This window comes from Streptomyces camponoticapitis, assembly GCF_014646115.1.
Lineage (GTDB): Bacteria > Actinomycetota > Actinomycetes > Streptomycetales > Streptomycetaceae > Streptomyces > Streptomyces camponoticapitis.
The window spans coordinates 318,394-339,766 of record NZ_BMMV01000001.1 but is presented as its reverse complement, the minus strand read 5'-3'; the positions used below and the strand labels follow the sequence as shown (position 1 = coordinate 339,766).

Annotated in this window: 13 protein-coding genes; 8 read left to right on the top strand and 5 right to left on the bottom strand. The window is 72.2% G+C overall.

What is annotated here, in order from left to right; translation table 11 throughout:
• Positions 1-87 precede the first annotated feature (87 nt).
• The 5 genes from IEY79_RS01435 to IEY79_RS01415 all read left to right on the top strand — a co-directional run bounded on the left by IEY79_RS01435 (position 88) and on the right by IEY79_RS01415 (position 8,802).
• Complete coding sequence (locus tag IEY79_RS01435) at positions 88-1,536, top strand: MFS transporter (protein WP_268240571.1); 1,449 nt, start codon at positions 88-90, stop codon at positions 1,534-1,536.
• Between the two features lie 194 nt (positions 1,537-1,730).
• Complete coding sequence (locus tag IEY79_RS01430) at positions 1,731-2,963, top strand: monodechloroaminopyrrolnitrin synthase PrnB family protein (protein ID WP_189105366.1); 1,233 nt, start codon at positions 1,731-1,733, stop codon at positions 2,961-2,963.
• Complete coding sequence (locus tag IEY79_RS01425; protein ID WP_189105365.1) at positions 2,960-4,246, top strand: flavin-dependent oxidoreductase; 1,287 nt, start codon at positions 2,960-2,962, stop codon at positions 4,244-4,246. The genes IEY79_RS01430 and IEY79_RS01425 overlap by 4 nt, the downstream gene beginning before the upstream one ends.
• 518 nt (positions 4,247-4,764) lie before the next feature.
• Complete coding sequence (gene glgP / locus IEY79_RS01420) at positions 4,765-7,365, top strand: alpha-glucan family phosphorylase (protein ID WP_189105364.1); 2,601 nt, start codon at positions 4,765-4,767, stop codon at positions 7,363-7,365.
• A gap of 198 nt (positions 7,366-7,563) precedes the next feature.
• On the top strand, positions 7,564-8,802 hold the full coding sequence (locus IEY79_RS01415) for an alginate lyase family protein (protein WP_189105363.1): 1,239 nt from the start codon (positions 7,564-7,566) through the stop codon (positions 8,800-8,802).
• Positions 8,803-8,852: 50 nt separating this feature from the next.
• Here the strand turns inward: IEY79_RS01415 and IEY79_RS01410 are convergent, their stop codons facing one another.
• Positions 8,853-10,334, bottom strand: coding sequence for a helix-turn-helix domain-containing protein (locus tag IEY79_RS01410; RefSeq protein WP_189105362.1), 1,482 nt, complete (start codon positions 10,332-10,334; stop codon positions 8,853-8,855).
• A 210-nt stretch (positions 10,335-10,544) separates the two neighbouring features.
• Here IEY79_RS01410 and IEY79_RS01405 point away from each other — a divergent pair, with 210 nt between their 5' ends.
• Positions 10,545-11,189, top strand: coding sequence for a hypothetical protein (locus IEY79_RS01405; protein ID WP_189105361.1), 645 nt, complete (start codon positions 10,545-10,547; stop codon positions 11,187-11,189).
• 402 nt (positions 11,190-11,591) lie between these two features.
• On the opposite strand, the gene IEY79_RS01400 is transcribed toward IEY79_RS01405, so the two are convergent.
• Entirely contained in the window at positions 11,592-13,607 is a 2,016-nt protein-coding gene (locus IEY79_RS01400) for a M4 family metallopeptidase (protein WP_189105360.1), read from the bottom strand.
• 560 nt (positions 13,608-14,167) lie between these two features.
• Between IEY79_RS01400 and IEY79_RS01395 the strand changes: the two genes are divergently transcribed.
• On the top strand, positions 14,168-15,499 hold the full coding sequence (locus IEY79_RS01395; protein WP_189105359.1) for a cytochrome P450: 1,332 nt from the start codon (positions 14,168-14,170) through the stop codon (positions 15,497-15,499).
• On the opposite strand, the gene IEY79_RS01390 is transcribed toward IEY79_RS01395, so the two are convergent.
• Complete coding sequence (locus tag IEY79_RS01390; protein ID WP_189105358.1) at positions 15,444-16,439, bottom strand: AraC family transcriptional regulator; 996 nt, start codon at positions 16,437-16,439, stop codon at positions 15,444-15,446. The genes IEY79_RS01395 and IEY79_RS01390 overlap by 56 nt on opposite strands.
• 99 nt (positions 16,440-16,538) lie before the next feature.
• Between IEY79_RS01390 and IEY79_RS01385 the strand changes: the two genes are divergently transcribed.
• Complete coding sequence (locus tag IEY79_RS01385) at positions 16,539-17,453, top strand: MBL fold metallo-hydrolase (RefSeq protein WP_189105357.1); 915 nt, start codon at positions 16,539-16,541, stop codon at positions 17,451-17,453.
• Between the two features lie 57 nt (positions 17,454-17,510).
• Here the strand turns inward: IEY79_RS01385 and IEY79_RS01380 are convergent, their stop codons facing one another.
• Together IEY79_RS01380 and IEY79_RS01375 are read right to left on the bottom strand one after the other, a co-directional pair.
• Positions 17,511-19,460 carry an ABC transporter ATP-binding protein gene (locus IEY79_RS01380; protein WP_189105356.1) on the bottom strand — a complete coding sequence of 650 codons (1,950 nt, stop codon included), beginning with the start codon at positions 19,458-19,460 and terminating at the stop codon, positions 17,511-17,513.
• Positions 19,457-21,322: an ABC transporter ATP-binding protein gene (locus IEY79_RS01375; RefSeq protein ID WP_189105355.1), complete on the bottom strand. Its 1,866-nt coding sequence runs from the start codon at positions 21,320-21,322 to the stop codon at positions 19,457-19,459. The genes IEY79_RS01380 and IEY79_RS01375 overlap by 4 nt, the downstream gene beginning before the upstream one ends.
• Positions 21,323-21,373: the final 51 nt, after the last annotated feature.

Genomic DNA, 21,373 nt, shown 5'->3' with positions numbered 1-21,373 from the left:
GGTACATCCGGTTCGGTCGGGGGCCGCGGGCCCCGGGCCGGCGGGTCATCATCTTCCGGCGTCCCGGGGTTTCGCGCCCCCGGCCCCGTGGCGCCGGGATCGCCGCGGCGCGGGGGGCGGAGCCCCAAGGCCGCCCTCGCTCTGCTCGCGTCCACGCAGTTGCTGCTCATCATGGACACCGCGATCATCAACGTCGCCCTGCCGTCCGTGGGCGACGACCTCGGATCCGGGTCCGCCGGGCTGTCCTGGGTCGCCAACGCCTTTCTGATCACCTTCGGCGGGCTGCTGCTCCTCGGCGGGCGCGCCGCCGATCTGCTCGGACACCGGCGGGTGTTCCTCGGCGGGCTCGGGGTGCTCGGCGTCGCCTCCGCCGTCGGCGGGGCGGCGGGGACCGTGGGGGTGCTCGTCGGGGCCCGCGCCGTCCAGGGCGTCGGGGCCGCGCTCGCCGCCGCCGCGGCGTTCGCCCTGCTGCTCAACCTCTTCCCCGACGGCCCCGACCGGCACAAGGCGCTCGGCGCCTTCGCCGCGATGGGCGGCCTCGGCGGCGTCCTGGGCACCGTCCTCGGAGGCGTACTCACCGACCTGCTCGGCTGGCGCTCCACCCTCTGGCTCAACGTCATCGGCGTACTCGTCCTCGCCGTCCTCGCGCCGCGCCTCCTCGACGGCGGCACCCGCAGCGCCGAACGCGGCTTCGACATCGGGGGCGCGCTCACCGCGACCGCCGGTCTCGGGCTCCTCGCGTACGGCCTCGTCGGCGCCGGTGAGGCCGGCTGGACCAGCGCGCGGACACTGGGCGCGTTCGCCGGCGGGCTCGTACTCCTCGCGGCCTTCGCCGTCCTGGAGAAACGAATCGCCCGCCCGCTCGTGCCGCCCGCCGTCCTCCGGCGGCCCACCCTGCGGCTCGCCAACTGCCTCAGCGCACTGGCCCAGATGGCGCTCTTCCCGATGTTCTTCCTGGTCAGCCTCTACCTCCAGAGCGTCCTCGACCAGACCCCCCTCTACGGCGGACTCGGCCTGCTGCCGCTCTCCCTCGTCGTCGTCGCCACCGCCCCCCGGACGGGGCAGCTCATCGACCGCCTCGGCCTGCGCGCCACGATGACCCTCGGATTCACCCTGCTCTTCCTCGGCATGCTCTGGCTGGCGCTCGCGCTCGCCGCCGAAGGCACTTTCGTCTCCACCGTCCTCGCTCCCAGTCTCGTGCTGGGCGTCGCCCTGCCGCTCGTCATGGTCACCACCAACGTCGCCGCGACCGCCGACGCGGCGCCCGGTGAGACCGGGCTGGCCTCCGGACTCGTCAACACGAGCCAGCAGTTCGGCTCCGTACTCGGCCTCGCCGTACTCGTCGCCGTCGCCACCGCCCGTACCGACGCGCTCGGCGCGACCGGCGCCGCCGACGAGACCGCGGGCTTCAAGGCCGCGCTCCTTGTGGGCGCGGTCTTCGCCGCCTCGGCCGCGCTGCTCTCCTTCCGGCTGCGGCTCCCCGCGTCCGTGTCCGCGCACCCGCACCAGGACCGGGTCGGCGGCGCCCCGGAGTAGACCCAGGAGGAGGAGCGAGTGCGCAGGCGGGGCGGGGCCCGGTCGACGGTCCAAGGGGGGATCGCCGCGGCGGGGCGAAGACGCAGCCGGCCGGTCGGGCCGCGCGAGGGAGCGCGACCAGGGCCGCGACGGCATGACGCCGCCCGTCCCGTGTCCCACCACCCACCCGACCCACGCCCGAGGGGGGCACTTCCATGACGTTGTACGACCTTGTCGCGCCCGCGATCGAGGCGCGCAGCGAGCCGCGCTACCGGATAGCCGGCATACGCGCGGCCGATCCGCTGGGCGCCGACGCGATACTCGCCGCCGTCCCCGCGATGAACCGGGACGCCGACGTCCCCGCGCTGACCGTCGCCCTGCGCACGCTCGTCCCCGATCCCGACCGCACCGCCTCGTTGGGCGTGGTCGACGCGCTCGCCGCCGTACGCGACCTCGGTCTGCTCCTCGGCTCGCTCAAGCGGCACGGAGTCGAACCGCTCGCCGCCGTCCCCGACGCCCTGCCCGTACTGGAGGAGCTGGGCCGCCGCACCGACATGGTGCCCCGCGACACCGTGCACCACTACACGACGTGGAACCCGCTGGGGGACCGTCAGCGCATGTACACCGGCGACAAGATGGAGGGGCATCTCCAGAACGCCGTACGGATGGTCTTCCCCGCGCTCGTCGCGGCGCTCGACACCTGCTCGGAGCTGGCGGGACTCGCACCGTACGATCCGCGCTTCGCCGCCGCGCTCGACCGTACGGCGCAGCACGTCCAGGCCATGGTCGACTCCATCGACTTCACCGTCGCGCAGGTCACGCCCGACTTCTTCGCACGCGGGCTGCGCCCGTACTTCGAGGAGGTCGACGTCGCCGGCCACGACTATCTGGGCCCGGCGGCGGCGCAGGTGCCGCTGTGGCTGGTCGATCTGACGCTGTGGCAGAGCGACCGGAGCAGCCCGGAGTACGACGCGTTCCTCGACGAGTCGGTGCGCTACAGCCTGCCGTCGTGGCGGGCCTTCCAGGCGGCGCACCGGGGCTCGACCTCCGCCGTCAGCAAGCTGTCCGCCGCGATCAGCTGGGAGTCGACGCCGCGGCTGCCGCCGGGGCTGGCCGCGTCGGCGGTGTCGCTGGCGCGGGTGCTGCGCATCCTCAAGACGTTCCGGGCCAGACATATCGGCATGGCGCGCAAGGCGTACAGCGACGACCTGCGGCTGTACGACGAGGGGAGCGGGGGCGCGCCGATCGCGCTGCTGCGGACGGTGCTGGATCTGACGCGGGACAACGAGACGCTGGTGCGGCAGGCGAACGTGGGCGCGCACGCGCCGAGAACGACCCCGGGGGCCGCCGCGGCCGGGCCCGTGCCCGTACCCGTACCCGTACCCGTACCCACGGTCTCCGCGTCCGCCGCCGGGCCGGCCCTTCGTGAGAAGAGATTCACGGCATGACCCACATCATGATCGCGGGCGGCGGAATCGCCGGCCTCACCGCGGCACTCTCCCTGCATGCCGCCGGTTTCGAACGGATCACCGTCGTCGAGGCCGCCCGGGAGATCCAGCCGCTCGGGGCGGGGCTGAACATCATGCCCAACGCGGTACGCGAACTCGACGCGCTCGGGCTGCTCGGCCGACTGGACGAGTGCGCCGTACGCACCGGTGAACTGCGCTACTACCACCGTGGCGGCGGGCTGATCTCCCGCGAGCCGCGCGGTCTGGCGGCCGGCTATCTGTGGCCGCAGCTGTCCATCCACCGGGGCGATCTGCAACGGGTGCTGGCTGACGCGGTACGGGACCGGCTCGGCAGCGACGCGGTGGTCGCCGGGGTCCGGGTCGCGGGCCTGGAGACCTCGCCGGACGGCCGCCCGCGGGTGCTGCTCGCGCACCGCGAGGGACGCGGCGCGGCGGGTGCCTTTCTGGGGCCGGACGTGCTGATCGGCGCGGACGGCATCCGTTCGGCGGTGCGGGCCGCGCTGAACCCCGGGGAGGGCGAGCCGCCGTGGAACGGCATGCTCGTCTGGCGGGGTGTCTCGCGGGTCCCGGCGCACCGTGCGGGCACGTTCATGTTCATCGCGGGCGACGACCGGCAGAAGGCGGTGGTCTACCCGATGACGCACGCGAGCGGCCCCGACCGGCACGTGCTGGTCAACTGGGCGCTGGCGATGCCCGCGACGGATGTCGCCGGAGCGGCGCGCGGCGACTGGAACAGGCCGGTGCCGGTCGCGAAGTTCGCGCACCACTACGCGGGCTGGGAGTTCGACGGCGTCGGCGTCCCCGAGGTGCTGGCCGCGGCGGAGCGCGCCTTCGAGTACCCGATGGTGGACCGTGAGCCCCTCGCGCGCTGGACCCATGGCCGTACGACCCTGATCGGCGACGCGGCCCACGCGATGTACCCGATCGGTTCGAACGGAGCGACGCAGTCGATCGTCGACGCGCGTGCGCTGGCGCACGCCTTGGCGACGCACCCCGACCGCGCGGAGGCCCTGGCGGCGTACGAGAGGGACCGCCGCCCCGCGATGACGGAGCTGCAACTCGCCAACCGCCGGCAGGGCCCGGAGGTGGTCATCGCCCTGGCCCACACCCGCGCCCCGGACGGCTTCACGGACGTCGCGGACGTGATCCCGCCGTCGGAACTGGCGGAGATCGCCTCGCGGTACGCGACGACGGGGGCGTTCGACCCGGCCACGGTGAACGCGGGCTCCCCGTACGAACTCCCCCAACCGGCCCGGAGCTGAGGGGCCGGGCGCCGACGTCCCCCCCCGGGGGCCCGCGACGCGTCCCACCCTGCCGGAAGCCGACCTCCGCGCCCGCCACGGACCGGGCCCCCTCCGTCCGGTGCGGTACGGGGCGCGTTCGGCGCCGGCCCGCGCCGTCCCTGACGGCGCGGCAGGGCCGGGCCGCTGCCCGGACTCGCCCACCCCCGCGTCCGCCCGCACCTGGACTTCGTCCGGTGCGGTACGGGGCGCCGGGCGCCGGCCCCGCGGCGTCAGGGCCGGCGTGAGCAGCGGGGGGCCGGGTGCCGGCCGGACCCTGCGGGGCGTGTTCGGTGTCGGTCCGCGCCGTGCGGGGCGGCGTGGCAGGGGGCCCGCCCCAACCCCCTCGGCCGGAGGCCGGCCCGCGCAGTCGGGCGGGGGCGTGTGCGCTTGTGCGCCGTCGATGGGGTGGGGGGTCGGGGGATACCGTCGGAGTGATGGCGGGGTGCACAGCGTGGTGTGGTCCGTCGGTCCGGATGTCCCCTGCGAAGGTGGAACACGTGAAGGCAATCCGTCGATTCACCGTGCGCCCCGTCCTGCCCGAACCTCTGCGACCACTCAGCGACCTCGCGCGCAATCTGCGCTGGTCCTGGCACTCCGAGACCCGTGAACTCTTCGAGGCCGTCGATCCCGACGGCTGGGCCGCCGCCGGGCGTGATCCCGTGCGGCTGCTCGGCGCGGTGTCCGCCACACGGCTGGTGGAACTGGCCGGCGACCAGCCGTTCCTCGACCGGCTGACCACCGTCGCCGGCGGGCTCGACGAGTATCTGCGCGGCAGCCGCTGGTACCAGGAACAGCGAGGCCAAGGCGCCGAGCTGCCCGAGGCCGTCGCCTACTTCTCGCCCGAATTCGGCGTCACCGCCGCCCTGCCCCAGTACTCCGGCGGTCTCGGCATCCTCGCCGGAGACCATCTCAAGGCCGCCAGCGACCTCGGCGTCCCGCTCATCGGTGTCGGGCTGCTCTACCGGCACGGCTACTTCCGCCAGTCGCTCTCGCGTGACGGCTGGCAGCAGGAGCACTACCCCGTCCTCGATCCGAACGAGCTGCCGCTCAGCCTCCTGCGGGAGGAGGACGGCACGCCCAGCCGGGTCGCGCTCTCGCTGCCCGGCGGCCGGTCGCTGCGCGCGTGCGTCTGGCAGGCGCGCGTCGGCCGCGTACCGCTCCTGCTGCTCGACTCGGACATAGAGGACAACGGCCCGACCGAGCGGGAGGTGACCGACCGTCTCTACGGAGGCGGCAGCGAGCACCGGCTCCTCCAGGAGATGCTGCTCGGCATCGGCGGAGTCCGCGCCGTCCGCGCGTACTGCCGTATCTCCGGCCATCCCGAGCCCGAGGTCTTCCACACCAACGAGGGGCACGCGGGCTTCCAGGGCCTCGAACGCATCCGTGAACTGGCCGACACGGGGCTCGGGTTCGACACCGCGCTGGAGGCCGTCCGGGGCGGCACCGTGTTCACCACCCACACCCCCGTGCCCGCCGGCATCGACCGGTTCGACCGCGAACTCGTCGCCCGCCACTTCGGCGACGACGGCGAACTGGCCGGCGTCTCCACCGATCAGGTGCTGCGCCTCGGCAGGGAGAGCTTCCCCGGCGGCGAGCCGAACCTCTTCAACATGGCCGCCATGGGCCTGCGGCTGGCCCAGCGCGCCAACGGTGTCTCCACCCTGCACGGCGCCGTCAGCCGGCGGATGTTCGCCGGGCTCTGGCCGGGCTTCGACCCGCAGGACGTACCGATCACCTCGGTGACCAACGGCGTCCACGCACCCACCTGGGTCGCACCCGAGATCGCCGCGCTCGGTGACGAGATCACCGGCGTCCCCGACCCCGACCTGTGGGCCGTACGGCGCACCCTGCGCGAGCAGTTGGTGCACGAGGTACGCGACCGGCTGCGCGCCTCCTGGCACCAGCGCGGCGCGGCCGACGCCGAACTGGGCTGGATCGACGGGGTCCTCGACCCCGACGTCCTGACCATCGGCTTCGCCCGCCGCGTCCCCTCGTACAAACGCCTCACCCTGATGCTCCGCGACCGCGAACGGCTGACGGACCTGCTGCTCAACCCCGAGCGGCCGATCCAGATCGTCGTCGCGGGCAAGGCGCACCCGGCGGACGACGGCGGCAAGCGGCTCGTGCAGGAGCTGGTGAAGTTCGCCGACGACCCGCGCGTACGCCACCGCATCGTCTTCCTGCCCGACTACGGGATGGCGATGGCGCAGCGGCTCTACCCGGGCTGCGACGTCTGGCTGAACAATCCGCTGCGCCCGCTGGAGGCGTGCGGCACCAGCGGGATGAAGGCGGCGCTCAACGGGTGCCTCAACCTATCCGTGCTGGACGGCTGGTGGGACGAGTGGTTCGAGCCGGACTTCGGCTGGGCCATCCCGACGGCCGACGGTTCGGCGGCCGACGAGGACCGGCGCGACACGCTGGAGGCGAACGCCCTCTACGCGCTGATCGAGGACCGGGTCGCGCCGCGCTTCTACGACCGTACGGATCCGGGCGCCGCGAGCGGCCCCGCGGCCGCGCCCGCGCTGCCCGGCCGCTGGATCGAGATGGTCCGCCGCACCATGACCACCCTCGGCCCGAAGCTGCTTGCGGACCGCATGGTGCGTGAGTACGTGGAGCGGCTGTACGCCCCGGCCGCCCACGCCCACCGGGAGCTGGACGCCACGACGGCGGGGGAGCTGGCCGACTGGAAGAACCAGGTCAGGGCGGCCTGGCCGGGTGTGGCCGTCGACCATGTGGAGGCCGTGTCGGCGACCACGGCGGGCGGCAGCGCGGAGCTGGGCTCGACCCTCGCGCTGAAGGTGCGCGTCACCCTCGGCCGACTCGTCCCCGACGACGTGGAGGTCCAGGCCGTCGCGGGCCGGGTGGGCGCCGACGACACCATCGCCGACGCCCAGGTCTTCCCGCTGAAACCGGCGGGCGGACCCGACCAGGCGGGCCGCTGGGTGTACGAGGGGCCGCTGGCCCTGGACCGTACGGGGCCGTTCGGCTACACCGTCCGGGTCCTGCCCACGCATCCCATGCTCGGAGCCGCCGATCTCGGCCTGGTCGCGCTGCCGACCGAGGCGACGGGGGAGGGCGCGGGCGTACTGATGCGCTGAGCACGCACACTTCCCGGGGCCCGGCGGACACCTGTCCGCCGGGCCCTTCGAATCATTGGTCCATACCTTGACGTGTCCATGGGATGGCCTTAAGTTCCTCACTCAATACGGATTCACAACTCCGCTCGTTGTTCATGTCAGTGAACAGCCGCTGTGGAGAGTGGAGTTGAGGAGCACCCCCCGACCGGAAGGCACCCCATGCGCCCCGGAGTCATTCCCAGAGTCCTCGGCCTGTCCGCCGCGCTCGGCGGCCTGATCGCCGCGGCCTTCATGGCCCCGGCCTCGGCCGGCGAGCAAGCGGCGGACAAACCGCCCGCCGCCAAGACCCTCTCGGCGAAGGCCGTCGCCGCCCCGGCGACCTTCACCCACCCCGGTGTCGGCGTCAGCCGCCCCCAGCTCGACTTCGTCCGCGGCAAGGTGCAGGCGGGCGCGCAGCCGTGGAAGGCCGCGTACGACCAGATGATGGGGAGCAAGTACGCCTCCCTGTCCCGGGTCCCCAAGCCCCGCGCGGTCGTGGAGTGCGGCTCGTACTCCAACCCCAACAACGGCTGTACGGACGAGCGTGAGGACGCGATAGCCGCGTACACCACCGCGCTGGCCTGGTACATCAACCGGGACGACCGCTACGCCAAGAAGTCCATCGAGCTGATGGACGCGTGGTCGAACACCATCCGCGACCACACCAACAGCAACGCGCCGCTCCAGACCGCGTGGGCCGGTTCGTCGTGGCCCAAGGCCGCCGAGATCATCAAGTACACGTACTCCAGCTGGCCGAACTCCGGCCGCTTCTCGACGATGCTGCGCAACGTGTACCTGCCGGAGATCATCAACGGCTCGGGCTCCAACGGCAACTGGGAGCTCAGCATGAACGAGGCCGCGATCGGTATCGCGGTCCATCTGGAGGACCGGGGAGCCTACGACAAGACGGTCGGCATCTTCCGCAACCGTGTCCCCGCGTTCATCTATCTGCCTTCCGACGGCGCGCTGCCGAGGACGGTGCCCGGCAGTGGGCTCGACACCCGTGACGAGATCGTCCGCTACTGGCACAACCAGTCCACCTTCATGCAGGGTCTCGCGCAGGAGACCTGCCGCGACCTGACCCACACCGGTTACGGCCTCTCCGCCATCTCGCACGTCGCGGAGACCAGCCGCATCCAGGGCCAGGACCTGTACCCGGAGGTCGGTGACCGGCTGCGGCACGCGTTCGGGCTGCACACGAAGTACCAGAACGGCGAGCCCGTCCCCGGCAACCTCTGCGGCGGCAGCCTGAAGGACAACCTCGGACCGATCAGCGAGGTCGCCTTCAACGCGCTGGGCAACCGGCTGGGCAACGCCATGAGCAACACCCAGCAGTACACGGAGCGGATGCGCCCGCAGGGCACGAACAACCTGTTCGTCGCCTGGGAGACGCTGACGCACGCCAACAACCCGGCGTGACCGCCTGACGCCTCGTGCCCGGTGAGTGCCGGTGGGACCCTGACGATCCGTCAGGGTCCCATCCATTTCCCGGACTCGTAGTCGTGCCCGTACACCGCGCCGGCCGCCGCGCTCGTACGGAACGGCCGGCCGCCGTCGTCGATGCGCGCCACGCCCGTACGGTCCCCGGCCGTCCAGCGCACCTCCAGATACCAGTCGCAGTCGCAGCGGTCGGTGCTCGCCTCGACCTTCAGGATGAGCGGTTCCTTCGCCGTCACCTGATAGGGAAGACGGGGCGCGGGCAGCGGCCCCTCCTCGTTCGCGCCGTCGACCGGGCGCACGATCGGCCGCGACGCGTCCAGGTCGACGGCGAACACGGCGGGGGTGACAGCGCCGCCGCAGCCGTTGCTCATCTCGTACGCGTTCCACTTGAGCGGCGCCCGCCGGCCCACCACCCGGACGAACACCTCCTGGACGACGACCGGCCCCGCGCCCGCCGCCGCGTTGAGCGTGGCCTGCGTGATCGACGAGTCGCCGTGCACCGCGCCGAGCGCGGTCGCCCACTGCCGCGCGTCCTGCGAGTTGGGCGGCGGCGGTACGGCGGAGGGGGCGCGGTTGATCAGATACGTATGGGAGCACTCCGACTGCCACTTGTGGCTGTCCGCGGTCCACACCAGCGGCTTGGCCGTGCCCGTCCCGGCTCCGGGCTTCTTCCCGCCCGGCCCCCCGCCGTCCCCTCCGGCGCCGCCCGCCTCAGTCTTTCCGGCGCCGACGGAACTGGACGGTGATGCCTTCCGGTCGGCGCCGGACTTCGGCGAACTCGCCTTCGCGGACGGGGCGCTCGACCGGGCGGACGGTGACGGCGGGTCGACGGGTCCGTCCGGGCCGGGATCGGAGAGACGCGGCCCGCTCCTGTCGCTCCGCGAGTCGGGCTTCCCGAGGTCGGCCGCGACGATGACGGTGCCGCCGAGGACGGTGACGACGGCGAGCGCGGCACCGACTATCTGACGGCGGCGCAGCCGTGAGGCGCGTGGGCGTGACATGGGCGGGGTCGTGGCGGCGGGTGGTGGCGGATCGGGATCGCCGGCGGCGGAGTCGAAGTCGTCGGCGGCTCCTACCGGTTCGGCCGCGGCGACGGGTTCGGCAGTGCCGGCGCCGGCGGCGGGGGCCGGGTCCCGGTCCGGTTCCGGCTCACCGTCGGGTTCCGGTTCCGGCTCACGTACGGCCTCCGGCTCGGCGGCCGGGACCACGACCGTTTCGGCGAGGGCGACTCCGTCCCCCTCTTCCTCCGTACGCGCCGAGTGCGCCCGCAGCCACAGGCGGTGCAGCTCCACGCGCTCGGCCGCCGTCGCGCCGACCACCTTGGCCAGCCGCTCCACCGGGGCGTAGTCGACGGGCAGCGCGTGCCCGTGGCAGTAGCGGTGCAACGTCGAGGCGCCCAGGTGGAGTTGGGTGGCGAGCGAACCGTAACTGCGGTCCGTTCTCTCCTTCAGGGCACGCAGCCGCTTCGCGAACTCCGCCGTCTGCGCCGGGATCTTCTCCGAACGGCCCATTTCACGTCCCCCTACCGCCCGCGACCCCGTTCCGCGGTCATTCCAGGCACTTGTCATTTCCCCAGGCCAGGGTACGCGCACGCGTTCCATGCGTTCCGCACTTCACGAGGGTTGTTGCCGACCCGTCGATCACCGCTTCAATCTGGGATCACCGGCCGATCAAGCCGGTGCGAACAGCGGGACCGGAGCACGACCAGGGGGATCCATCCAGTGACCACAGGTTGGAAGACGACAAGACGCACGACCCGCCGGGCACTGACCACGGCGGCGACCGCGACACTCGCCGGCGCCCTCGCGCTGTCGGTGTCCGGGAGTGTCCAGGCCGCGCCGAAGGCGACCACACCAGGCTTCCTCACGGCGAAGGACATGCCGCAGGCCCAGGGCAACTTCTGGACCGCGGGCGCGGTGACGGGCGGCGCTCCGGAGACGGACCCGTTCTGCCTCGAAAACGTACTGCCGGCGAAGGGCACCACCTGGCACCGGCAGTTCGTCACCGACCTCGACACGACGGGCGCGCAGGTGAGCGTCCGGGCGCCGAGCACCGCCGCGGCCAAGAAGCTGGCGACGTCGGCCGAGGCGGCGGTGGCGGCCTGCGCCGCCGACTGGCTGCGTGACACCCCCGGTGGCACGGCCTCGTGGGACGACTACGGCAGGATCGCCGTAGAGGAGGGCGCCCGGGTCATCGGAGTCGGCGTAGCGATCCCGGAGGCAGGGCCCGGTGTCCATCTGCTGGGCATCGGCCGGGACGGCGACACCGTCACGTTCGTCACCTGGGGCCAGTTGGGGGATCTGAGCCAGGCGCCGGTCGCGGCGTTCAAGAAGACCACCACCACGGCGGTGAACAAGCTCCGCTAGGAGCTCACTTCCGGGGTGGAGAGCGCGGGCGACGGGGGAAGCGGCGCTCGGGCCGGAGGATTGGTGGCGGTAGAGGGGCGGGGGAGTCGTCGCGGCGTGGTCAGCGACGGCGGTCACCTCACCGCCACATGGACCACGATCCTCCGGTCCGGGAGCCGGTCGTCTGTGACTCACAGCCGGTGGACGGACGGCGCGGCGTACTCCTTGACCGGGAGTACGTGCGTGAGATCCACACCGGTCGGTTCCCGGCCCGCCCCTTCGGGCGCGCCTTCGAGTGGGTGGGCCGGGACATCGCACGCGCGCGTCGCGGGTGCGGAACGACGGAGCCGCCCGGGTCTCAGGACCCGGGCGGCCTTCGTCATGTCACCGTGCCGACGCGGGGAGGCGCGGTCGGAGTGATGCTCAGGGGAACGTGAGCTTTACGCTGTTGATACGCCCCGTGTCCTGCGAAGCGACGTCCTGCACCCGCAGCTTCCAGGCGCCGTTGGCCGCCTCCGACGAGGCGTTCACGTTGTACGTCTCCGTGATGTCGTCGGCCGAGTCACCGCTGCTGGCGCTCTTCAGCGGGTAGACCGTCCCGTCCGGGGCGACCAGGTCGACGACCAGGTCACCGCGCCAGGTGTGGGTGATGTCCACGCCGACCGGGAGGGCGGCGGGCGCGTTGCCCGTACGGCCGGTGACGTTGACGGTCGAGGTGACCGCCGCGCCGTTGTCCGGGATCGCGACGGCCCCGGTGCTCTCGAAGACCGTGCCGCCACCGCCGCCGGGGCGGCTGCCGACGCTGATACCGGCCCACGCGTCGGCGACCGACTTGTACTCGGCGCTCGTCGTGCCGTACAGCTCACCGGCGACCGCGAGCGTGCCGGTACGGGCCGCCGCGTAGTTCGTCGTGGAGGTGAACTTCGTGGTGAGGGCCTTGAACCAGATCTGCTCGGCCTTGTCCCGGCCGATGCCGGTCACCGGCAGTCCGTCGGACGTCGCCGAGTCGTAGTTGACACCGTTGATGGTCTTGGTGCCGCTTCCCTCCGAGAGGAGGTAGAAGAAGTGGTTCGCCGGGCCCGACGAGTAGTGGACGTCGACACCGCCGATGCCCGAGTACCAGTAGTCCTTGGACGCCCCGTCCTTGCTCGGCTTGTCCATGTAGCGCAGCGGGGTGCCGTTGCCGTTGATGTCGATCTTCTCGCCGACCAGGTAGTCACCCACGTCCTGGGCGTTGGCGGCCTTGAACTCGACGGCGGCGGCGAAGATGTCGGAGGTCGCCTCGTTGAGGCCACCGGACTCACCGCTGTAGATGAGGCCCGCGGTGTTCGAGGTGACGCCGTGCGACATCTCGTGCGCGGCCACGTCGATGGAGGTCAGCGGCTTCGCGTTGCCCGCGCCGTCGCCGTACGTCATGCAGAAGCAGCTGTCCTGCCAGAAGGCGTTGACGTAGTTGTTGCCGTAGTGCACGCGCGAGTACGCGCCGACGCCGTCGCCCCTGATGCCGGTGCGGCCGTGCACGTTCTTGAAGTAGTCCCAGGTGAGCGCCGCACCGTAGTGCGCGTCGGCGCCGGCGGTCTCCGCGTTGGAGGAGGAGCCGTTGCCCCAGACGTCGTCCGGGCCGGAGAAGAGGGTGCCGGTGCCCGAGGAGCCGCGGTTCAGGTTGTACGTCTTGTGGTTGCCCCGGCCCGTGTCGGTCAGCGTGAACGAGGGGGCGGTGCCCAGGGTGACCTGGCCGCTGTACTGGGTGTTGCCCGTGCCCTCGTGGACCGCCTGCCACTCGAAGAGCTTCTCGCCGGTGGCGGCGTCGGTCACGACGTGCAGCTCGTTCGGGGTACCGCCCTTCTGGACGCCGCCGACGACCGTCTCGTACGCGAGGGTCGGCTTGCTGTCGGCGAGCCAGACGACCTTGCGCGGCGCGCGGTCGGCCGCGGCCTTGGTCGAGCCCTCGGCCTTCGCGGCGGACAGCGCCTGCTTCTCGGCGGCGGCGGCCGGTACGTCGGCGTTGGTGTCGACGGACTTGAGAGCCGCCTTGGACGCCTTGGTGACCGCCTGGGTGGCGCCCGCCCTCGTGGTGGCGACGACGAGGTCACCGCCGAGGACGGGGAGGCCGGCGTAGGTGCGCTCGTAGCGGGTGTGCGTGGTGCCGTCCTGGTCCTGGACGACGTCGCGTACGACGAGCTTCTCCTCGGCGCCGAGGCCGAGTTCGCCGGCCGTCGCCGCCTTGGTGGCGTTGGCCTCGCGTATCAGCTCGGCGCGCTGGGCGGGGGAGAGTGCCTTGGGGAGCGCGCCGGGGTCGGCCTTGCCGGCGACCGGTGCCGAGGGGGCGCTGTCGGGGGCCGCGGCGGCGGTGCCGGCCTGGACTCCGACGGCGAGAAGGGCTGTGACAGCGATCAGAGCGCCGGTCGCGGTGATACGACGGCTGGGCGTGGGTCTCACGCGAACTCCTTCTGCGAGGGGGGTACCGGACCGCGCTCGGGTGGGCGGCCCGGACAGTGCAGGAGAGCAAGGTGGAGCACGAGCTGTGGAGCACTGGCTGCGGAGCATGAGCTGCGGAGCGGGTGGTGCTCAGAACGGACGAAGAGTCCCAGGAATCCGGTCTACCTGTCAGGAGCGCGTCAACAAGTTGGCCGGAAATCGTCCGCTGCGCGAAGTGCCGTGTTCGTTAAGCGAAATCCGCGATGGTGTTGCGGCGGTGTTACGCGGGCGTACGCCGGGCGATCGTGATGATCTCCGGAGTCGGGTCGGACGGCGGGGCGCGGTCCGGGTCGCCCTGTCGCTCCTCGAGTTGCTCCGGACAGCGACGGCTCTCCCCGTCCACGGCACGGACGTGGCCCGTCCGGAGCGTCGATCAGAGATCACCGGGAATTCACTCGATGTCCGATTCCGGCCGTCGGCGGGCCGACCGGGCGGCCTGTCACCGGATGTGGGCTCCCGTACAGTCCGTCGCGGCGCTGCTCCGTCAGCGCCGAGCACAGCGGTTGACCAGGAGAGGAACCATGGAGCCCGACACCACTGCCGCCCCCCTCACGCACGCTCCCGGGCCGGCACGACCCGTGCCCGAGGCCGAGCCTGAACTCGTGCGCCGGTGGCGGTCAGGGGGAGGCGAGCTGGTCGAGCTGCTCTCCCAGGTGCGCGAACGGTTCGGCGGCGTCGCCGCGTTCCGCCTCGGACCGGACCCGACCGTTCTCGTCACCGACCCGGGGGCCGTACAGCATGTGCTCGCCCGCCACCCGGACCGGTACGTCAAGCGCTCGCACCGTGCCCGTCTGCTGATCGGCGACGGAGTCCTCGCCGCCACCGGTGCCGCGTGGAAGTCCCAACGCCGCCTGCTGCAGTCCCAGTTCACCGGCCCCGGCATGCGCCGCTACGAACACCGGATCACCGGGGCCGCCCGGACCACCGCCGGCCGCTGGGACGGATACGCCCGTACCGGGGAGACCTTCGACGTCGGGCGGGAGATGCGCCGCTTCGCCCTGGACGCGATCTGGCGCTCACTCACCGGGCACCCCCTCGACGACGGGACCGAGCGCGAACTGGACGCCGTGGCCGCCGTGGCGACCGCCCTCCCCACGCTGCCCGCCGACGCCGGCGACGCCCATGACGCGGTCGCCGCCGATCTCGCCCGCATCGACACGGTCGCCCGGCACGCCATCGAGGCCGCCCGTGCCGGAGCGGCCGGCCCCGACGGCCCCGGCCTGCTCCATGTGCTGACCGACGCCGCCGCCGAGCGTCCCGAGTACACCGACCGGCTGATCCGCGACGAGATGGTCACGCTGCTCGTGGCCGGGCACGAGACCACGGCCACCACCCTGACCTGGCTCTATCTGCTCCTCGACCGGCACCCCGCCGCGCGCGCAGAAGCCCTCGCCGCCGGTGGCGAGGGCTCGGAGCAGCGCCGTGAGGCCCTTCAGGCGCTGGTCCACGAGACGCTGCGGCTCTACCCGTCCGCCTGGATCCTGCCCCGCCACGCCACCGAGGACGACACCCTCGCCGGTCACACGGTCAAGGCGGGCACCGACCTCCTGGTCTGCCCGTACCTCACGCACCGCGACCCCGAACTGTGGCCGGACCCCGAGCACTTCGACCCCCGGCGGTTCACCGCGCCCGACGGCCGGCCCACCCACCCGGGCGCCTACTTCCCCTTCGGGATCGGTGCCCGCGCCTGCCTCGGTCTGCAGTTCGCGCTCCGCGAATCGTCGGTCCTTCTCGAACACCTGCTGCCGGCGCACACAGTGGCCTTCTCCGCCACTCCGGCGAAGGCGGCGTACGGCATCACGGTCCGCCCCGACGGCCCCACTCCCGCGACCTTGGTGCGCCAACCCGGCTGAAGGCGGCCTGTTCCTGTGCGGACGCCGATTGACCCGCCGCCGACGCCCGGTACTGCCCCGGGGTGGTACCGAATTCCCGGCTGAAGGCATGGGAGAGGGCGTACGGGGTGCTGTAGCCGACGCGGCGGGCGATGGCGGCCAGAGGATCCGGAGTGTCGCGGAGCAGGGTGGCGGCGAACGTCAGGCGCCACCAGGTGAGGTAGGCCATCGGGGGGCGGCCGACCAGGGCGGTGAAGCGGCGGGCCAGGGTGGCGCGGGACACGCCCGCCTCGACGGCCAGACGGTCGTTGGTCCACGGGGCCGCCAGGTCCGAATGCAGTGCTCGTAGGGCGGCGGCCGTCACCGGGTCGCCCAGTACAGCCGGCCAGCCGCCGCTCCCGCCGACCGTCCAGGAGCGGATCATGTAGACGAGGAGGAGGTCCAGCAGGCTGGGCACCGCGATGCAGGCGCCGGGTCCCTTTGTGCCGAGCTCGTGGCCCAGCAGGTCGACGGCTGCGCGCAGTTCGGCATGGGCGCCCACCCGGTTCGGCAGGTGGACCACCTTCGGCAGTTCCGCCATGAGCGGGTGCATGCGGCTGCGGTCGAGCCGGTACTTGCCGCACAGCATCTCCACCGCGCCGGAGGTGGCTGGGGGCCGACGGGGCCCATTCCCGGCGAGCCACCGCTCGAACGACACCGCCCGCTCCACGGTTGCCGCGTCGGCGGGGGAGTCGGCGATCACATGTCCCGTGCCGTGCGGCAGCAGAACCACGTCACCCGTGCCGAGCGAGACCGGAGGGCCGTCGTCGGGCAGCAGCCAGCAACTGCCCTCCAGCACCACATGGAAGCCCGCACCGTCGTACGGGGCGAGCCGCGCGCACCAGCTCCCGCTCACCCGCACCCGGTTCGAGGAAGGACGCCCGACGCGTATCGCCGAGACCGCGTCACTCACCACATCCATCGGGCCAGGGTATCCGTCGCGTCAGCGGTGAGACGAGCGCGTATCGGAGTGAGCCGGACAGGCATTGAGCGACTCATCCGCCCTTCCTAGGGTCGAGGCATGAAGAGCGAGAGCGGGCAGAGCATCGTGCTCGGCGATGTCGAGGTGATCCGAGTCGTCGAGTGGCAGGGGGCGTTCGCGCCCGCACGCGGCCTGGTTCCGGAGTCCGGCGCCGAGGTGTGGAAGGTCAACGAGGACTGGCTGGCGCCGGATCACTGGGAACCGGACGGCGACAGGGCGGTGATGGCGCTGCAGACCTGGGTGCTGCGCAGCGGCGGGCGGACCGTTCTGGTCGACACAGGGGTGGGGAACGGTCGCGAGCGGCCCGGCTCGGCGCGGTTCCACCACTGGCAGGGCGATTTCCTGGGTGGGCTCGCGCGGGCCGGAGTCCGGCCGGAGGATGTCGACATCGTCGTCAACACCCACGTCCACGGTGATCACGTCGGTTGGAACACCGTCGGTGCGGACGGAGGGTGGGAGCCCACGTTCCCCAACGCGCGATATCTCGTCCCGGCCGTGGACGACTTCTACTTCGGCCCGGACAACGCGTACGGGAACGGCCGTAACGAGGACGACCGGCTGATCTACGAGGACAGCATCGCGCCGGTCCACCGGGCCGGGCAGACCGTCCTGTGGCACGGCACCCACCGCGTCGACGAACACCTCACCCTGGAGTCGGCCCCCGGCCACACGCCCGGCTCGTCCGTACTGCGGCTCGCATCCGGAAGCGACCGCGCGGTCTTCGTCGGCGACCTTCTGCACAGCCCGGTGCAGATCCTCACACCCTCCTGCAACAGCTGCTTCTGTCTGGACGTGGAACAGGCCGTGGCGAGCCGCCGTCGGATTCTCGAACGAGCCGCCGTCGAGAGGGAGTTGCTCGTCCCGGCGCATTTCGGCGGAGCGGGTGCCGTGGAAGTGAGGCAACAGGGCGGCGGGTTCACCCTCGGACGGTGGGCGGCCTACGGCGCGGAGTAGGCCGCGGCGGTCACAGCCGCGGTGCGCACCGAAACGCGGAACCCGGGCGGCCCGGCGTCAGGCCAGGCTGTCCCGCCACGCGCGGTGCAGGCCTGCGAACCGGCCCACGCCGCCGATCAGTTCGGCCGGGGAGCCGTCCTCGACGATGCGGCCCTGTTCCATCACGAGCACCCGGTCGGCGATCTCCACCGTCGACAGGCGGTGCGCGATGACCACCGCCGTACGGCCGTGCAGCACCGTGTCCATCGCGCGCTGCACAGCACGCTCGCCGGGGATGTCGAGGGAGCTCGTCGCCTCGTCCAGGATCAGTACGGAGGGGTCGGCGAGCAGTGCGCGCGCGAAGGCCACCAACTGGCGCTGGCCGGCCGAGATCCGGCCGCCCCGCTTCCGTACGTCCGTGTCGTACCCCTCGGGCAGACCGCTGATGAAGTCGTGCGCGCCGATGGCCTTCGCTGCGTGCACGATCTCGTCGCGCGAGGCGTCGGGGCGGCCGATCGCGATGTTCTCGGCGACCGTGCCGGAGAAGAGGAACGCCTCCTGGGTCACCATCACGACACCGCGCCGCAGTTCGGGTGTGTCCAGATCCCGCAGGTCGGTGCCGTCGAGCAGGACGCGGCCCGCGGTGGGGTCGTAGAACCGGGCCAGCAGCTTGGCCAGCGTCGACTTGCCCGCGCCGGTCGAGCCGACGACGGCGACGGTCTGGCCGGCCGGGATCGTGAGGTCGAAGCGGGGCAGGACCTCACCGCCCGTGCGGTACGAGAAGCTCACCGAGTCGAACACGACCCGCCGGCCCGGATGCCCGCCCGTCGGCTCCGGCAGCGGGCGCGGGTCCGCCGCCTCCGGCACGGACGGTGTCTGGGCCAGCAGACCGGCGATCTTCTCCAGGGAGGCGGCGGCCGACTGGTAGGAGTTGAGGAACATCCCGAGCCGGTCGATCGGGTCGTACAGCCTGCGCAGGAACAGCACGGACGCGGCGAGGACGCCGAGGGCAAGCGTGCCGTCGGCCACCCGGTAGGCGCCCCACAGCACGATCCCGGCGACGGCCATGTTCGCGACGAGCCGTGAACCCACCACGTAGCGCGCCATTTCGAGGAGCGCGTCGCCGTTGGTGCGCTCGTGGTGGTGGTTGAGCAGGTGGAAGTCTGCGTCGTTGGCTCCCTCGCGGCGGAACGCCTGCACGGGACGGATGCCGTTCATCGTCTCCGCGAACTTCACGATGACCGCCGCGATGGCGGTGGAGCGCTTGCCGAAGATGGCACCGGCCCGGCGCTGGTACAGCCGCACCAGCGCGTACAGCGGTACGAAGGAGAGAACGGCCAGTCCACCGATGCCGAGGTCGAGGTAGAGCAGCATCGCCGAGATGTAGACGAAGGCCAGGATGACGCCGATGAGCTCCTGGAGCCCCTCGGCGAGCAGTTCGCGCAGCGACTCGACGTCCGTGGTGGAACGGGAGATGAGCCGCCCCGAGGTGTAGCGCTCGTGGAAGTCCACGCTCAGCGCCTGGGCATGACGGAAGATCCGGCCGCGCAGATCGAGCAGCACGTCCTGGTTCACCCGGGCGGAGGCCCGGATGAAGGCGTACTGGAAGATCCCGGCTCCGGCGGCACAGAGCAGATAGCCGACGCCGACGGCGATCAGCGGGCCGTTGTCGTCGGCACGGAAGGCGGGCACGCCGCGGTCGATGGCGTACGCGACGAGCAGCGGCCCCGCCTGCACGGCGGCCTGCTGAAGCAGCAGAAACAGCGCGGCGACGACGACCCTGCCCCGCCGGGCACGCAACAACGACCGCAGCAGCGCACCCGTGGCCCCGGGGGGGGCCGGCAACGCGTCCTGCGCGAAGGGGTCCCCGTCCGGGGCGGCGGGCGGGTGCTCGACGGGGGCGACGGGCCCACCGACGCCGGGGCCGGGAGCGAGGACCGGAACGGTGACGGTACGAGTGTCCGCGTCCGCGCCCTCCCGCTCCCCGCCCGGCCGCCCGTCGCTCGCGGTTGTCGGCGACGACGTCATCGCATGCTCCCCTCGACGGCTTCCGCCCCCGTGTCGCTCCCGGCTCCCGGGGCGGCTTCGCCCTCCGCGTCCGCTCCCGACATCAGCCACGCGTACTCCGCGTTGCTCCGCAGCAGTTCCTGGTGCGTCCCCACAGCCGTGATCCGTCCGTTTGAGATCAGTGCCACCCGGTCCGCCAGCATCACCGTCGACGGGCGGTGCGCCACGACCAGCGCCGTCGTCTCCTCCAGCACCCGCCGCAGCGCGGCCTCAACCAGCGCCTCCGTGTGGACGTCGAGCGCCGACAGCGGGTCGTCCAGCACCAGGAAGCGCGGTCTGCCCACCACCGCCCGTGCCAGAGCCAGCCGTTGCCGCTGGCCGCCGGAGAGACTGAGACCCTGCTCGCCGACCTCCGTGTGCACACCCCGGGGCAGGTCCTGGACGAAGTCGGCCTGTGCCACGTCCAGCGCCCGCAGCAGAGCCGCGTCGTCGGCGCTCTCCGCGCCCATCCGGACGTTCTCGCCGACCGTCGCCGAGAAGAGCGTCGGCTCCTCGAAGGCCACCGACACCAGCTCCCGCAGCCGCTGCCGCGGCATCAGCGTGATGTCTTCGCCGTCGAGCGTGATCCGCCCGTCCGTCACCTCGTGCAGCCGCGGCACCAGCGCGGTCAGTGTCGTCTTCCCGGAGCCCGTCGCGCCGACGAGGGCCATCGTCTCGCCGGACCTGATGTGCAGGTCCACCTCGGCCAGTACGGGCACGGACCCGGCCTTCGCGTCGGGATACCGGAACGAGACCCCCTCGAAGCGCAGCCCGTCGGACCCCCCGCCCGTCGCCGCGCCTTTGCCCGCCGGCGCCTCGGTGTCCGCCGTCTCCTCCTTGGTGTCCATCACCTCGAAGTACCGCTCCGTCGCGGTCGCCGACTCCTGGCTCATCGCCAGCAGGAAGCCGATCGACTCCACCGGCCAGCGCAGCGCCAGCGCCGTCGACAGGAAGGCGACCAGCGTGCCCGTCGAGAGATGCCCGTCGGCGACCTGGACCGTGCCCAGCACCAGCGCCGCGCCGATCGCCACCTCGGGGATGACCATGATCAGCGCCCAGATGCCCGCCAGCAGCCGGGCCTTGCCCAGCTCCGTACCGCGCAGCCGCTGCGCGAGCGCCCGGAAGGCGAGGGCCTGGCTGCGGTGCCTGCCGAAGCCCTTCACGATCCGAATGCCGAGAACGCTCTCCTCGACCACCGTCGTCAGATCGCCCACCTGGTCCTGCGCTGTGCGCGCGACCAGTGAGTACTTCGCCTCGAAGACCGAACAGAGGATGACCAGCGGCACCACGGGCGCCAGCAGCACCAGCCCCAGCGTCCACTCCTGCATCAGCAGAATCAGGAATCCGACGAGGATCGTCGTCCCGTTCACCAGCAGGAAGGTCAGCGGAAAGGCCAGAAACATCCGCAGCAGCATCAGGTCCGTCGTACCGCGCGACAGCAGCTGGCCCGAGGGCCACCGGTCGTGGAAGGCGATCGGCAGTCTCTGGAGATGCCGGTAGAGATCGGCCCGCATGGCCGCCTCGACCCCCGCCAGCGGTCTCGCCACCAGCCACCGCCGGAAGCCGAAGAGACCGGCCTCGAAGATCCCGAGCAGCAGCAGATACAGCGCGCCGAGCCAGATGCCGCCCTTGTCGCCGTCCGCGATCGGGCCGTCGACCATCCACTTCAGTACGAGGGGGATCACCAGCCCCAGGCACGAGGCCACCACCGCGACCAACGCCGCGCTGAACAGGCGCACGCGTACCGGCCGCACGTACGGCCACAGCCTGAGCAGCGAGCGCACGGCGGAGCGGTTCCGGACGGCGGAGTGGTCCTTGGTAGATACATCTTCGGAGGTCGGCATCAGGTGCGAGCCTACGTATCACCACTGACACTGCCCACCGATTTCCGGCTG

Coding starts and splice junctions, on each gene's coding strand:
- IEY79_RS01430 (WP_189105366.1), top strand. CDS start 1,731: ATGACGTTGTACGACCTTGTCGCGCCCGCGATCGAGGCGCGCAGCGAG.
- IEY79_RS01425 (WP_189105365.1), top strand. CDS start 2,960: ATGACCCACATCATGATCGCGGGCGGCGGAATCGCCGGCCTCACCGCG.
- IEY79_RS01415 (WP_189105363.1), top strand. CDS start 7,564: ATGCGCCCCGGAGTCATTCCCAGAGTCCTCGGCCTGTCCGCCGCGCTC.
- IEY79_RS01410 (WP_189105362.1), bottom strand. CDS start 10,334: ATGGGCCGTTCGGAGAAGATCCCGGCGCAGACGGCGGAGTTCGCGAAG.
- IEY79_RS01395 (WP_189105359.1), top strand. CDS start 14,168: ATGGAGCCCGACACCACTGCCGCCCCCCTCACGCACGCTCCCGGGCCG.
- IEY79_RS01390 (WP_189105358.1), bottom strand. CDS start 16,439: ATGGATGTGGTGAGTGACGCGGTCTCGGCGATACGCGTCGGGCGTCCT.
- IEY79_RS01385 (WP_189105357.1), top strand. CDS start 16,539: ATGAAGAGCGAGAGCGGGCAGAGCATCGTGCTCGGCGATGTCGAGGTG.
- IEY79_RS01380 (WP_189105356.1), bottom strand. CDS start 19,460: ATGACGTCGTCGCCGACAACCGCGAGCGACGGGCGGCCGGGCGGGGAG.
- IEY79_RS01375 (WP_189105355.1), bottom strand. CDS start 21,322: ATGCCGACCTCCGAAGATGTATCTACCAAGGACCACTCCGCCGTCCGG.